This is a genomic window from Ramlibacter sp. G4-7, from assembly GCF_057784995.1.
On the sequence record NZ_JBYNTT010000001.1, the window covers coordinates 122441 to 135102 of the forward strand.

General features: G+C 70.0%; 14 protein-coding genes. 8 read left to right on the top strand and 6 right to left on the bottom strand.

Features of this window, described 5'->3' with window-relative positions:
- Positions 1–14: 14 nt before the first annotated feature.
- Genes AC3EGR_RS00645 through AC3EGR_RS00675 form a run of 7 tightly spaced genes read left to right on the top strand, consistent with a single transcriptional unit; the run spans position 15 to position 6803 of the window.
- Entirely contained in the window at positions 15–2915 is a 2901-nt protein-coding gene (locus AC3EGR_RS00645) for a monovalent cation/H+ antiporter subunit A (protein WP_488544490.1), read from the top strand.
- Entirely contained in the window at positions 2915–3259 is a 345-nt protein-coding gene (locus tag AC3EGR_RS00650; RefSeq protein WP_488544491.1) for a Na+/H+ antiporter subunit C, read from the top strand. Before AC3EGR_RS00645 ends, AC3EGR_RS00650 begins: the two co-directional genes overlap by 1 nt.
- On the top strand, positions 3256–4911 hold the full coding sequence (locus AC3EGR_RS00655) for a monovalent cation/H+ antiporter subunit D (protein ID WP_488544492.1): 1656 nt from the start codon (positions 3256–3258) through the stop codon (positions 4909–4911). The genes AC3EGR_RS00650 and AC3EGR_RS00655 overlap by 4 nt, the downstream gene beginning before the upstream one ends.
- On the top strand, positions 4908–5396 hold the full coding sequence (locus AC3EGR_RS00660) for a Na+/H+ antiporter subunit E (RefSeq protein ID WP_488544493.1): 489 nt from the start codon (positions 4908–4910) through the stop codon (positions 5394–5396). Before AC3EGR_RS00655 ends, AC3EGR_RS00660 begins: the two co-directional genes overlap by 4 nt.
- On the top strand, positions 5393–5668 hold the full coding sequence (locus tag AC3EGR_RS00665; protein WP_488544494.1) for a K+/H+ antiporter subunit F: 276 nt from the start codon (positions 5393–5395) through the stop codon (positions 5666–5668). The genes AC3EGR_RS00660 and AC3EGR_RS00665 overlap by 4 nt, the downstream gene beginning before the upstream one ends.
- Complete coding sequence (gene mnhG / locus AC3EGR_RS00670; RefSeq protein WP_488544495.1) at positions 5665–5982, top strand: monovalent cation/H(+) antiporter subunit G; 318 nt, start codon at positions 5665–5667, stop codon at positions 5980–5982. The genes AC3EGR_RS00665 and mnhG overlap by 4 nt, the downstream gene beginning before the upstream one ends.
- 5 nt (positions 5983–5987) lie before the next feature.
- Entirely contained in the window at positions 5988–6803 is an 816-nt protein-coding gene (locus AC3EGR_RS00675) for a helix-turn-helix transcriptional regulator (protein ID WP_488544496.1), read from the top strand.
- Here the strand turns inward: AC3EGR_RS00675 and AC3EGR_RS00680 are convergent.
- The 4 genes from AC3EGR_RS00680 to AC3EGR_RS00695 form a co-directional block, all read right to left on the bottom strand.
- Complete coding sequence (locus AC3EGR_RS00680) at positions 6791–8089, bottom strand: cytochrome-c peroxidase (RefSeq protein WP_488544497.1); 1299 nt, start codon at positions 8087–8089, stop codon at positions 6791–6793. The genes AC3EGR_RS00675 and AC3EGR_RS00680 overlap by 13 nt on opposite strands.
- Positions 8086–8538, bottom strand: a complete 453-nt coding sequence (locus tag AC3EGR_RS00685) for a FixH family protein (protein ID WP_488544498.1) — start codon at positions 8536–8538, stop codon at positions 8086–8088. Before AC3EGR_RS00685 ends, AC3EGR_RS00680 begins: the two co-directional genes overlap by 4 nt.
- Before the next feature lie 284 nt (positions 8539–8822).
- On the bottom strand, positions 8823–9008 hold the full coding sequence (locus AC3EGR_RS00690; RefSeq protein ID WP_488544499.1) for a DUF3606 domain-containing protein: 186 nt from the start codon (positions 9006–9008) through the stop codon (positions 8823–8825).
- A 126-nt stretch (positions 9009–9134) separates the two neighbouring features.
- Positions 9135–9299 (bottom strand): hypothetical protein, encoded by a 165-nt coding sequence (locus AC3EGR_RS00695; protein WP_488544500.1) that lies wholly within the window; start codon positions 9297–9299, stop codon positions 9135–9137.
- Positions 9300–9661: 362 nt separating this feature from the next.
- Here AC3EGR_RS00695 and AC3EGR_RS00700 point away from each other — a divergent pair, with 362 nt between their 5' ends.
- Positions 9662–9979, top strand: a complete 318-nt coding sequence (locus AC3EGR_RS00700; RefSeq protein ID WP_488544501.1) for a hypothetical protein — start codon at positions 9662–9664, stop codon at positions 9977–9979.
- Between the two features lie 24 nt (positions 9980–10003).
- On the opposite strand, the gene AC3EGR_RS00705 is transcribed toward AC3EGR_RS00700, so the two are convergent.
- Both AC3EGR_RS00705 and AC3EGR_RS00710 read right to left on the bottom strand, forming a co-directional pair.
- Positions 10004–11881, bottom strand: a complete 1878-nt coding sequence (locus AC3EGR_RS00705) for a potassium transporter Kup (protein ID WP_488544502.1) — start codon at positions 11879–11881, stop codon at positions 10004–10006.
- A gap of 66 nt (positions 11882–11947) precedes the next feature.
- Positions 11948–12634: a response regulator gene (locus tag AC3EGR_RS00710; protein WP_488544503.1), complete on the bottom strand. Its 687-nt coding sequence runs from the start codon at positions 12632–12634 to the stop codon at positions 11948–11950.
- Between the last annotated feature and the right edge of the window lie 28 nt (positions 12635–12662).

Below are 12662 nucleotides of genomic sequence, written 5' to 3' on the forward strand. Positions count from 1 at the left end.
ACGCGGCCTAGCGAATGGGCCTGTGGTGGATCGTCCTCCTGCCCTTCGCGGCAAGCGCGCTCGCGGCCATGGTGCCGACCCGCGCGCGCAACTGGGAGTCGCTGCTGGCCGGGGCCGTCGCGCTCGCGGTCGCGTGCGGCCTCGCGCTTGAATATCCTGGCATCGCTGCGGGCGCGGTCGCGCGCGACACGGTGCAGTGGCTGCCGAGCCTGGGCGTCACGCTGGTCGTGCGCATCGACGGCTTCGCCTGGATGTTCGGCATGCTCGTCAGCGTCATCGGCGCGCTGGTCGTTCTCTATGCGCGCTATTACCTCTCGCCCGACGATCCGGCGGCACGCTTCTACTCGCTGCTGCTGGGGTTCATGGGCGCGATGCTCGGCGTGGTGCTGTCCGGCAACCTCGTGCAGCTGGTGGTGTTCTGGGAACTCACCAGCCTCTTTTCGTTCCTGCTGATCGGGTACTGGCACGACCGCAAGGACGCGCGCCGCGGCGCGCGCATGGCCTTCATCGTCACGGCGACCGGCGGGCTGTGCCTGCTCGCCGGGGTGCTGCTCCTCGGCAACGTGGTCGGCAGCTATGACCTCGACGCCGTGCTGGCGGCGGGCGACAAGGTGCGGGCACACCCGCTCTACGTCCCCATCGTGGTGCTGGTCCTGCTGGGCACCTTGACCAAGAGCGCGCAGTTCCCCTTCCACTTCTGGCTGCCGCACGCGATGGCGGCGCCCACGCCCGTCTCGGCCTACCTGCATTCCGCGACGATGGTGAAGGCCGGCGTGTTCCTGATGGCGCGCCTGTGGCCCACCTTGGCGGGCACCGACACCTGGTTCTACCTGGTGGGCGGGGCGGGCTTGATCACGCTGCTGCTGGGCGCGTACGTGGCCATGTTCCAGAACGACCTGAAGGGGGTCCTCGCCTACTCCACGATCAGCCACCTCGGCCTCATCACCCTGCTGCTGGGCCTGGACAGCCCGCTGGCCGCCGTCGCGGCGGTGTTCCACATCATGAACCACGCGACCTTCAAGGCCTCGCTGTTCATGGCCGTCGGCATCATCGACCACGAGACCGGCACCCGCGACATGCGGCGGCTGCACGGCCTGTACGCGTCCATGCCACGCACGGCAACGCTGGCGATCATCGCCTGCGCTGCGATGGGCGGCGTGCCGCTGCTCAACGGCTTCCTGTCCAAGGAGATGTTCTTCGCCGAGACGGTCCTCATGCAGTTCTCGCCCGCGCTGGAATTCGGCCTGCCGGTCGCGGCGACCCTCGCGGGCGTGTTCGCGGTCGTGTATTCGCTGCGCATCGCCCACCACGTCTTCTTCGGCGAGCCCACGCGCGACACGCCGCGCTCGCCGCACGAACCCGTCGCCTGGATGCGCCTGCCCGTCGCCCTGCTGGTGCTGGCCTGCCTGGTGGTGGGCATCGTGCCCAACCTGTCCATCGGCAACGTGCTCGCGCTTGCCGCGCGCCCCATGGTGGGTGGCGAGTTGCCGGAGTACAGCCTGTCGATCTGGCACGGCTTCACGGCACCACTGGCGATGAGCCTGGTCGCGCTGGCGGGCGGATCGGTCCTGTACCTCGTCCTGCGCAGGCGAAAGAGCCACGGCCGCCTGCAGACCACACCTGTCATCGGCCGGCTGGACGGCAAGCGGATCTTCGAAGGCGTGCTGGTCGCGCTCTTCACCGCCGCCCGGGGCATCCTGCGCCGCACGGGCAGCCGGCACCTGCAGCAGCAAGTGCTGTGGATGCTGGTGGTCGCCGGCGCGGCCGCGCTCGCGTCGGCGCTGGTCGTTCCGCTGGAGTGGGGCTCGCGCCAGCGCGTTCCCGTCACCCTGGACTTCGTGCTGCTGTGGCTGGTGGGTGGTTCGGCCGCCATCGGCGCCGCCTGGCAGGCGCGAGAGCACCGGCTGTTCGCACTGACCCTGCTCGGCGTCGTCGGCATCGTGGTGTGCGTGACCTTCGCCTGGTTCTCCGCCCCGGACCTCGCGCTCACGCAGATCGCGGTGGAGGCGGTGACCACCATCTTCTTCCTGCTCGGCCTGCGCTGGCTGCCCAAGCCGGTGGACGAACACCGCCTGCAGTCCCGGGGGCGCGCCCACTGGCGCCGCAGCCGGGACCTCGTGCTCTCGGTGCTGCTCGGCGCCGGCCTCGCGGCGGTATCCTATGCGCTGCTGACGCGCACGGGCGCGCAAAGCATCTCCACCTTCTTCCTGGACAACGCCTTGCCGGAAGGCGGCGGCCGCAACGTGGTGAACGTCATGCTGGTCGACTTCCGCGCCTTCGACACGCTGGGAGAGATCACGGTGCTCACGGCGGTCGGACTGACCGTCTTCGCGCTGCTGCGGCGGTTCCGCCCGCCGCGCGAAGTCACCGTGCTGCCGCCGCAGCAACGCGCGCTGCCGCCGGACACCGGCACCGACCTGGTCCGGCCGCAGGACGTGCCCCCCGACCAGGATCCCGCCTCGGGCTACTTGCTCGTGCCGGCGGTGCTCGTGCGCCTGATGCTGCCCATCTCGCTGGTGGTCGCTTTCCACCTGCTGCTGCGCGGACACAACCTCCCGGGCGGCGGCTTCGTCGCCGGGCTGACCGTGACCATCGCGTTCCTCGCGCAATACCTGGTGGGCGGGACGCAATGGGTGGAAGACCAGCTCAGCATCGACCCGCCCCGGTGGGCCGCCGGGGGGCTGCTGGTTGCGGTGCTCACCGGTGCCGGCGCCCTCGTGCTCGGCTACCCGCTCCTGACGACGCACACCGCGCACGTGATCGTCCCCGTGCTCGGCGACCTGCACCTGCCCAGTGCCGCCATCTTCGACCTGGGCGTGTTCGCGGTGGTGCTCGGGTCCTCCATGCTGCTGCTGACGGCGCTGGCCCACCAGTCGTTGCGGGCGCGGCGGCGCGGACCGGGAGCGGGGGCCTGATGGAAGTCGTCATCGCCATCGCCATCGGCGTGCTCACCTCAGCCGGCGTCTGGCTGGTGCTGCGGCCGCGCACCTTCCAGGTCCTCGTGGGCCTGTCGCTGCTGTCCTATGCGACCAACCTGTTCATCTTCAGCGTCGGCAGCCTCTCGCTCGGCAAGGAGCCCATCGTCAAGCCCGGACTCAGCCCGGACCTGGTGCAGTACACCGACCCCCTGCCGCAGTCGCTGGTGCTCACGGCCATCGTGATCGGGTTCGCCACGACGGCCTTGTTCCTGGTGGTGCTGCTGGCGCTGCGCGGCCTGACCGACAGCGACCACGTGGATGGCGAGGAGGAGCGCCCATGAACGGCGTGCTCCCTCTCGGCGCCCATCTGCTGGCCTTGCCGGTGCTGCTGCCGCTCACCACGGCGGCCCTGTTGATCGGCATGGGCGGCCGCCGGCGCCGCGCCCAGGCCAGCCTGAACGTCGTCTCCATGTTCGCCAGCCTGCTGCTGGCGCTGTGGCTGGTGGCGCGCGTGGCGCGGGACCCGGCGGCGCTCGCCGTCTACCTGCCGGGCAACTGGCCGGTTCCCTTCGGCATCGTGCTGGTGCTGGACCCGCTCGCGGCCGGCATGCTGCTGCTGGCCGCCTGCGCGGGCTTCGCCGCGCTCCTGTTCTCCCTGGCGCGCTGGCATCGCGCCAGCGTGCACTTCCATCCGCTGCTGCAACTGCAGCTGCTGGGACTCAACGGCGCGTTCCTGACCGGCGACCTGTTCAACCTGTTCGTCTTCTTCGAAGTGCTGCTGGCGGCGTCCTACGGGCTGCTGCTGCACGGCGGCGGAACGAGCCGCGTGCGTCCCGGCCTGCACTACATCGTCGTCAACCTGCTGGCCTCCTTCCTGTTCCTGATCGGCGTGGCGCTCCTCTACGGGGTGACGGGCACGCTGAACATGGCGGACATCGCGCGCAAGCTGCCCCTCGTCCCGCGGGAGGACCTCGGCCTGCTGCACGCCTCGGCGGCGCTGCTGGCGGTCGCCTTCCTCGCCAAGGCGGCCTTCTGGCCGCTGAACTTCTGGTTGCCCGCCGCGTATTCCGCAGCCAGCGCACCGTCCGCGGCGATGTTCGCGACGCTGACGAAGGTCGGCGCGTACGCGGTCCTGCGGACCTGGACCTTGTGCTTTCCCGCCACGGCGGGTTCGTCGGCGCAGTTCGGCAGCGGCCTGCTGGTCTGGGGCGGGCTCGCGACCCTGGCGCTGGGCGCCGTGGGCATGCTGCGGTCCCAGCAGATCGGCCGGCTGGCGGGCTACAGCATCATCACGTCGACGGGGACGGTGATCGCCGCGATCGGACTGGATCAACCCGCGCTCACGGCCGGCGCGCTGTTCTACCTGGGCAGCTCCACCCTCGGGGCGGCAGCGCTGTTCCTGCTGGCGGAACTGGTGGAGCGCCGGCGCCAGGCCGAAGTCGATCCACCGGTGGCCGACCTCGGGGAGGGCCTGCTGGCCTTCGGCGAGGCCGCGGGCGCGCTGGTGAACCTCGACGACGGCGAGGCCCCGATCGTGGGCCGCGCGATCCCGGCGCCGGTCGCGTATCTCGGGGCCAGCTTCCTGCTGTGCACGCTGGTGGTCGCGGGACTCCCGCCGCTGTCCGGCTTCGTCGGCAAGGTCGCCATGCTGCAGGGTGCGCTGGAGGCGCACCGCGTCGCCGGAGCGCCGATGGCCGCCTGGGTTCTCTTCGGCCTTCTCATCGTCTCGAGCCTGACCGCGTCGATTGCCTTGCTGCGTGCCTTCATCGTGCATTTCTGGGCCACCAGCGGCCGGCCGGTGCAACGCCTTCGCCTGGTGGAAGCCGCGCCGATCACCTTGCTCCTGGCCGCGTGCTTGCTGCTGGCCGCAGGGGGCGAGCACGTGTTGCGCTTCACCGGCGCGGCGGCGCAGGCGCTGCACGCACCCACGGGCTACATAGACGCGGTGATGAATACGCGCCCGGTGCCCGGACCCGAAGGAGGATCGCGATGAGGCGCTGGCTTCCCTCTCCCTGGTTGTCCGCCGCGCTGTGGGCGTTCTGGCTGCTGTTGAACGATTCGCTGGCGCCCGTCCACCTGCTGCTCGGGCTGCTCGTCGGCCTGCTCGTGCCCCTGATGGCGGCGCCGCTGAAACCGCGCAGCCCGCGCCTGCACAAGCCGCTCGTGCTCGCGCGCCTGATCCTGCGCGTGGGCGGCGACGTCGTGCGTTCCGCGATCGAGGTGGCGGCCGGCGTGGTGCGCGCCGGCCGGCGTCCGCCGCGCGGTGAGTTCGTCCACGTGCCGCTGGACCTGCGCGACGCGCACGGCCTGGCCGCACTGGCCATCATCACCGCGGTGGTGCCGGGCACCGTGTGGTCGGAGCTGGCCGCGGACCGCACGAGCCTGTTGATCCACGTGTTCGACCTGGCCGACGAAGCGGCTTTCATCGCGAGCTACAAGGCACGCTACGAACGGCCGCTGCAGGAGATCTTCGAATGAGCTTGCTGCAGATGGCCATCACCGCGACGCTCGTCATGTACGGCATGGCGATGATCCTGGGGCTCATGCGCCTGTTCCGCGGGCCGCGGGCGCAGGACCGCGTCCTGGCGCTGGACTTCCTCTTCCTGGTGGCGCTGCTGGGCATGCTGGTGCTGGCCATCCGCTACCAGAGCAGTACCTACTTCGAGGCGGCCTTGCTGATGGCGGTGTTCGGCTTCCTCGGCACCGCGGCCTTCGCCAAGTTCCTGCTGCGCGGGGAGGTGATCGAATGATCATGGAAGTCGTCGTCTCCCTGCTGCTGCTGGCCAGTGGCGCCCTGGTGCTCACGGCCGCCACGGGCCTCTGGCGCCTGCCGGACTTCGCGCTGCGCATGCACGCGCCCGCCCTGGCCAACACCCTGGGGAGCTGGGCCGTGACGCTGGCCTCCATCGTGCACGTGACGGCGACCACGCAGCGCCTGGCGCTCCACCACTGGGCGATCATCATCCTGCTGGCGATCACGGTGCCGATCACCACCGCGCTGCTCGCGCGCGCCGCCTTGTTCCGCGACCGGGCGGCCGCGCGGTTCCCGTCCCGGGCGGAGTGAGGTTCATGGAAGCAGCGCCCGCCAGCCGCTACCGGGGCGACTTCGTCGCCTGGACCGGCGTGTGCGGCTTCATCGGTGAAGGCGGGGGCGGCGCCCCGATCGCCCCGCACGCGCATTACGCGATCCAGCTCGCGATCGGCGCTCCCGCGGGGCTGCGGGTGCAGTTCGGCCGCCAAGGTCCGTGGCAGGCGTGCACGGCGGCGCTGGTGCCCTCGCGCGCCATCCACACCATCGACGTGAGCGGCTGCGCGACCAGCGTGGTGCTCTTCATCGAACCGGAAACACCCGAGGGCAAGGCGCTGTCCGCGCGCCTGCAAGGCCGCCTCGAGCTGCTGGATGGCGACAGCATCGCGGCGGATGCCATGCGCCTGGAAAGGGCCTGGCGCATCGAGCAGAGCTACGACGCCGTCCAGGCGGTGTGCATGCAGATGGTGCGCGACCTCGCCGGCACCACGGCGCGCGAGCCCTCCGACCCGCGGGTGCTGGCGGCCGTGGAGTACATCCGGCAGAAAGTGGACCAGCCCGTGACGCTGCCGGAGGTGGCCCGGGCGGCGAACCTCTCGCCCGGGCGCTTCCGCCACCTGTTCGTGGAGGAGACCGGCATGCCGCTGCGCACCTACGTCCTCTGGCGCCGGCTGCTGCACGTGTGGACGCTTCTCATGCAGGGCGAGTCGCTCTCCGGCGCGGCGCACGCCGCCGGCTTCGCGGACTCGGCGCACCTCTCGCGCACGGCGCGGACGATGTTCGGGCTGCCGCCGTCCGTCCTGCAGATGCGCGGCCCCTTGAGCAACCGCGCCCGTGCACACCGTCACCTGCCCTGAACGACGGGGCCGCTGAGCGTCCCGAGGAAGGCCGCCAGGTCCTGGATCTCCGCCGGGGACAGGCGGATCGCCTGCCGCTGCGCGTGCATCTCCCCGGGCCGCGCCAGCTCGCTGTGTCCCAGCACCGCCTTCGGCGAAGCGGCGTAGTGCTGCACGACCTGTTCCAGGGTGGCGAACTGGCCGGCGTGCATGTAGGGCGCGCGATCCGCGACGTTGCGCAGGCCCGGCGTGCGGAAGGCCGCGAGCTGCGCCGGGTCGTCCCCGGCGAGGAACTGCAGCTCCCCGCATTGCTCCGGCTTCGCGTCGCTGTAGCGCCCCAGGCAGTTGAACTCGTCCTGCAGCAGCTTGCGCAGTCCGTCCGCCCGGCCCCGGTCCGGCCTGCCGCGGTCGATCGGCGGCACACCCGTGTTGTGGAACGCCTGGTCGGTGAGCAGCGGCCCGTTGTGGCAGGTGACGCACTGGCCCTTCGCGAGGAACAGGCGCAGGCCGCGCACCTCCTGCTGCGACAGGATCTGCTGCCCCGCGCCGTCACCGGACGCCGTGGCCTGCGCGTACTGGTCGAAGCGCGACTCGCCGTAGGAAATGCTGCGCTCGAACGCGGCGATCGCCTTGCCCATGTTCGCGAACACCCGGTTCACCGCGTCGCGGCTGCGCTGCGGCATGGCGGCCCACGCCGCCCGTTCGGCTTCGGTGCCGCCCGGGGACGCATCGTCTGGGAGCTGGCCCAGGGGAGGCATCGCGCCGAACACCGCCTGGTAGCGGTCCCGGTACTGCGCCTGCACCAGTTTCACCAGGCGCACCCGGTTGCCGCCGTGCTCGGCGGCGTCCTCCAGCGGGCCGAGCGCCTGCGACCAGAGGCTGTCCTTGCGGCCGTCCCAGAAAAGGAAGGGAGAGTGGGCCGCTCCCATCACCGGCATCGTGCGGCGCTTGCCGGTGGCGATGCCCTGGCCGAACTGCCTGCCGTCCTGGAACTGGCGGTCGGCCGCATGACAGCTGGCGCATGCGACCTGGCCGTTCGCACTCAGGCGCGTGTCGTGGAAGAGCGCGCGGCCGAGTGCGGCAGCATCGGCCCGTTGCTCGTAGGCATTCGAGGCGTCGGCCGGCCGCGTGCCTGCTTCCTTCAGCCGCATCGAGGCGAGGGTGGCCACCTCCTGGGCCGACCACCTGTCCCGCATGGCGACCTTGTCCAGGGCCTCGCCGGCCGCGGCAGTGACAGCGCTTGCCGCAACCGCCGCCGCGACGGCGAGCACCCAGAGCGCGGCGGACTGGAGGATGGTCTTGCTCACGGCCGCACCGAGGGGTTGTTCACCACGGTGTTGAAGGTCACCTTGTCGGAGCCTCGGGGTCCTTGCACGGCGAGCTTCACCTCCCACCAGCCCGTCATGCTGAACTTCATGCCATCGAGCTGGTACGTGCCTGCGGCGAGCTCACGGGTGACGCGCGGCCGCGTCGGCAGGCCGTGTCCGTGTTGCGGCATGCCGCCGTCCACGGTGAAGCTGGCGCCGTGCACGGGGGCACCGTCCGGCGTGGCCAGCTTCACATTCCAGCTGTGCATCTGGTTGATGGCGGGCGCCTGCGCCGGCGGTACCAGCGCCACGCGGTAGATGCCTGCGGCAGATTGCTTTTCCAGCGAGAGATCCAGGTCCGTGGGTGGCGTGCTGCAGCCGGCCAGGCCCAGCGTGCCCAGGGCAGCGAGGGTGGCGAAGGCGAACGTGCGCAGGGGGAAGGGCGTCATGGTGTGCTCCGGGGTGGGTCCGATGCACACGAATTCTTCCGATCTCCGCTCGCCCGGGCTTGAACGGAAAGGCTGGCCTCGCAGGCTTTTCGTTCAAGTGAGTGGATCGGCGGTGGGGCCTGAAGAGCTACAGGACACGCCGAACGGGACAGCAGTGGGCGCGTTGCATGCGGGCGCAGGCCTTCGACGCCGTCTCGGGTCGACCAGCAGTTCCGGAGGCGTCGCGGCCTGAGCTGCGACGCGGCAGCTGCCGCAGCGACGCGGCAGCTGGGTAGGCGCGCCGCCTACTTCGCGAGCTTCTTCTCGACCTTCTTGCGGCTGTTGCCTTCGCTCTTGACCGCGCGCTTCACTTCGGAAGCCGAGGCGCCGGATTTGTTCGCCTCGTAGCGCACTTCGTGCTCCTGGCCGCCGGCGACCTTGGAACGGTCCTGGGCGCGGCCGCGGCTGGAAGTCTTCTTGCTTGCTGCCATGGGAATCTCTCCTGTTGTGGTGGGTCTCGCAGCACGGTGCCACGGGGCCGGCTGCGGCCATGCAGGGAAAAATAAGTGCCTCGCGTCAGCCGATCACGTCGGCCGGGTCGCGAGGCCTCGCCAACCTCAGCGGGGCGTGGTCTTCTTTTCCCCGTGCTTCATGGGGCCGGTGGGGGAGCCGCTGGAACGCGCCGCCTTCTTCGCGGCCGCCTTGTCCGACACCGTACCGCTGGCATGCGTCTTCTTGTTGGCGTGGGTCTTGCCGCCCTGGTTGTCCTTGTTCGATTGCATGTGGCTTCCTTCGATGTGTTGCGCCGGACCATTCCGGCGATGCATCCACGCTAGGTGGCGGCGCATCGACGGCTTGTCGGAGGCGATGGGAGCTCCTCGTAGGAAACCCGAGGGCCACTACGAGGTGTAAGTGGTGTTTGCATCGCCTGCGAGGGAGGGTGCGAGGTAGCGCGAGATCGACGATGCGTAAGCAGACGTCGGCGCGATTCGAGCCCATTGCCCGAGGGCGGCTTCCTTGCTGCCGGGTGGCTGCGGTCACGCGCGGTAGGCATCCGTAAGCCGGGTAAGAGTGGAGTGCTGAGCGCGCAGGCGCCGGGGCTGCGGCTACCCTGCGGGTCCCTCGTTTCACCGAAGGAGTTGCCATGAAGCGCTCTCAGTCTTCCCTTCTCGTGCTCGCCGGCCTGTTCGCCACCTCGGTCCTCGCGCAGCAGGCGCAAGGCATGGTCAACGTCGACCTCGGCACGGTGGCCGACACGATCGCCAGGAACATCAACGTCGAAGTCGAAAAGCTCCCAGCGTCCGTGCAGGTGCCGGCCCCTGTCGCAGCCACCGCCTGCGGCGTGCCGGCTGCCAAGCTCGCGCCTCCCGCGGGCAGCGACATGGCTTCGTGCCAGGCGACCAACACCTCCTCGGCGCTGCAGCAGGTGGTGGAGAAGCAGCTGAAGGGGGCGAAGCAATAAGGCCGCGCATCTGCCGGGGCGCCGCTAGATCTGCACCCGCGTGCCCAGCTCGATGACGCAGTTGTCGGGCAGGCGCAGGAAGTCGGCGATGTTCCCGGCGTTGCGCGCCATGAAGGCGAACAGCTTCTCGCGCCACAACATCATCCCGGGCTGCCGGGTCGGGACGATGGTTTCCCGGCTGAGGAAGTACGTGGTCTCGAACAGGTTGACGTTCAGGGCGCCGCCATTGCAGCGACCGAGCGCCTCGGGAATGTTCGGGGAGTCCATGAAGCCGTAGTTCACCGTGACCTTCCAGAAACCGGGAACGAGGGGCTGCACGCACACGCGCTCGGCCTCGGGAACCCAGGGGATGTCCTGGAAGGCCACGGTCAGGATCAGGTTGCGTTCGTGCAGGACCTGGTTGTGCTTCAGGTTGTGCATGAGGGCCTGCGGCACCGTGTCCGGGTTGGCCACGGCGTAGACCGCGGTCCGGTGCGCGCGCGGCATCGGGTCCGCACCCAGTGCCTGCAGGAAGGGAACGAGCTCGGGGTCCCCTTGCGTGATGCTGCGCACGAGCAGCTCCCGGCCGCGGCGCCAGCTCGCCATCACCGTGAACATCGCCAGCCCCAGCACCAGCGGGAACCAGCCGCCTTCCATGAACTTGAGCGAACAGGCGACGACCATCACCGCGTCGACCGCGAGGAAGACGAAGGTGGCCAGTCCGGCCAGCCACAGGGGATAACGCCAGGCATGCCGCACCACGAAGAACGTCAGCAGCGTGGTGGTGAACATGGTGATCGTCACCGCGATGCCGTAGGCGGATGCCAGCGCCGAGGAACTGCCGAACCCGAGCACCGCCAGGACCACGGCCACCAGCAGCATCCAGTTCACCACGGGCAGGTAGATCTGCCCCATGGCCTTCTCGGAGGTGTAGGTCGTTTCCATCCGCGGCAGCAGCCCCAGCTGGATGGCCTGGCGGGTCAGGGAGTAGGCGCCGGTGATCACCGCCTGCGAGGCGATGATGGTCGCCGCCGTGGCCAGGATCACGGCCGGCACCAGCAGGCCGCCGGAGAACAGGTGGTAGAACGGATGCTCCAGGGCGGCGGGGTCGCGCATGAGGAGGGCGCCTTGCCCCATGTAGTTCAAGGCCAGCGCCGGCAGCACCAGGCCGGCCCAGGCCAGCTGGATCGGCCGCTTGCCGAAGTGGCCCATGTCCGCGTACAGGGCTTCGGCGCCCGTGAACGCAAGGACCACCGCGCCCAGGATGATGAAGATGCGCCAGCCATGCCGCGCCGCGAAGCGCAGGCCGTGCACGGGATCGAGCGCGGCGAGGATGGCCGGCTGCTGCACGATCTGCAGCAGGCCCGCGACCGCCAGCACCAGGAACCACGCGCCGATGATCGGGCCGAACAGCTTGCCCACCACGCCGGTGCCGAAACTCTGGACGGCGAACAGCGCTATCAGCACGCCCAGCGAGATGGGCAGCACGTAGGGCTTGAGCGCCGGCGTGACGACCTCGAGGCCTTCCACCGCGCTGAGCACCGAAATGGCCGGCGTGATGATGCTGTCGCCGTAGAACAGGGATGCGCCGAACACGCCGACCAGCGTGAGGGCCAGCCTGCGGCCCGGCGTGCGCCCGGCGGCCTTCGCGGCCAGCGCGGTCAGGGCGACGATGCCGCCTTCGCCGCGGTTGTCCGCCCGCAGGATCAGCAGCACGTACTTGAGCGTCACGATGAAGACGAGCCCCCAGAGGATGAGGGACACCGAGCCCAGGATGTTGGCCGTGTCGAGGGCCAGCTGGTGCTCTGGGTTGAAGACCTCCTTCATGGTGTAGAGGGGGCTCGTGCCGATGTCGCCATACACCACGCCCAGCGCGCCCAGCGTCAATGCCGCCTGGCTCTCGCGATGCACGCTCGTTGTCATTGCAGCTCCCGAGGACGTCGAAGCCGCAACTCTGCCCAAGGCCGCGTCAGGAAAGCATATGGGCCGTCAACCGGCCGCGAGCCGGTAGCCGACGCCCGTCTCCGTGAGCAGGTGGCGGGGCTCGGCGGGCGCCTGCTCGATCTTGGCCCGCAACTGCCCCATGTACAGCCGCAGGTAATGCGTGTGTTCGGAGAATTCCGCGCCCCAGACGTCGGACAGGAGCTGGCGATGGGTCACGACCTTGCCCGCGCTGCGGACCAGCCGCGCGAGCAGCTTGTACTCGGTGGGGGTCAGGTGCACCGGCTGCCCGCCGACGGTGACCGCGCGCGTTTCCAGGTCGACCCGCAGGTCCTGGTGCTCGTACAGGTTCCAGCCCGGCTCCAGGGTGGTGCCGCGATGCCGCAGCGCCACCCGCATGCGGGCCAGCAGTTCCCCCACGCTGAAGGGCTTGGTGAGATAGTCGTCCGCGCCGGCGTCCAGCAGCTTCACCTTCTCCGTCTCCTGGTGGCGTGCCGAGACGACCAGCACCGGCAGGCTGTGCTTGCGCCGGATCTCCCGCACGAGGTCCGCGCCGTCACCATCCGGCAAACCCAGGTCCAGGAGGACCAGGTCGGGCAGCGCGTTGCGCAGCAGCGCGGCCGCCTCGCTCACCGACACCGCGGTCTGGACGGAAAAGCCTTCCGCACCCAGCGAAGCCTGCAGCAGGGTGCGGATCTGGCGATCGTCCTCGATCACCAGGACACGCAGGCTCACGGGACGGCCCTCTTTCCGTCGTGCGGGG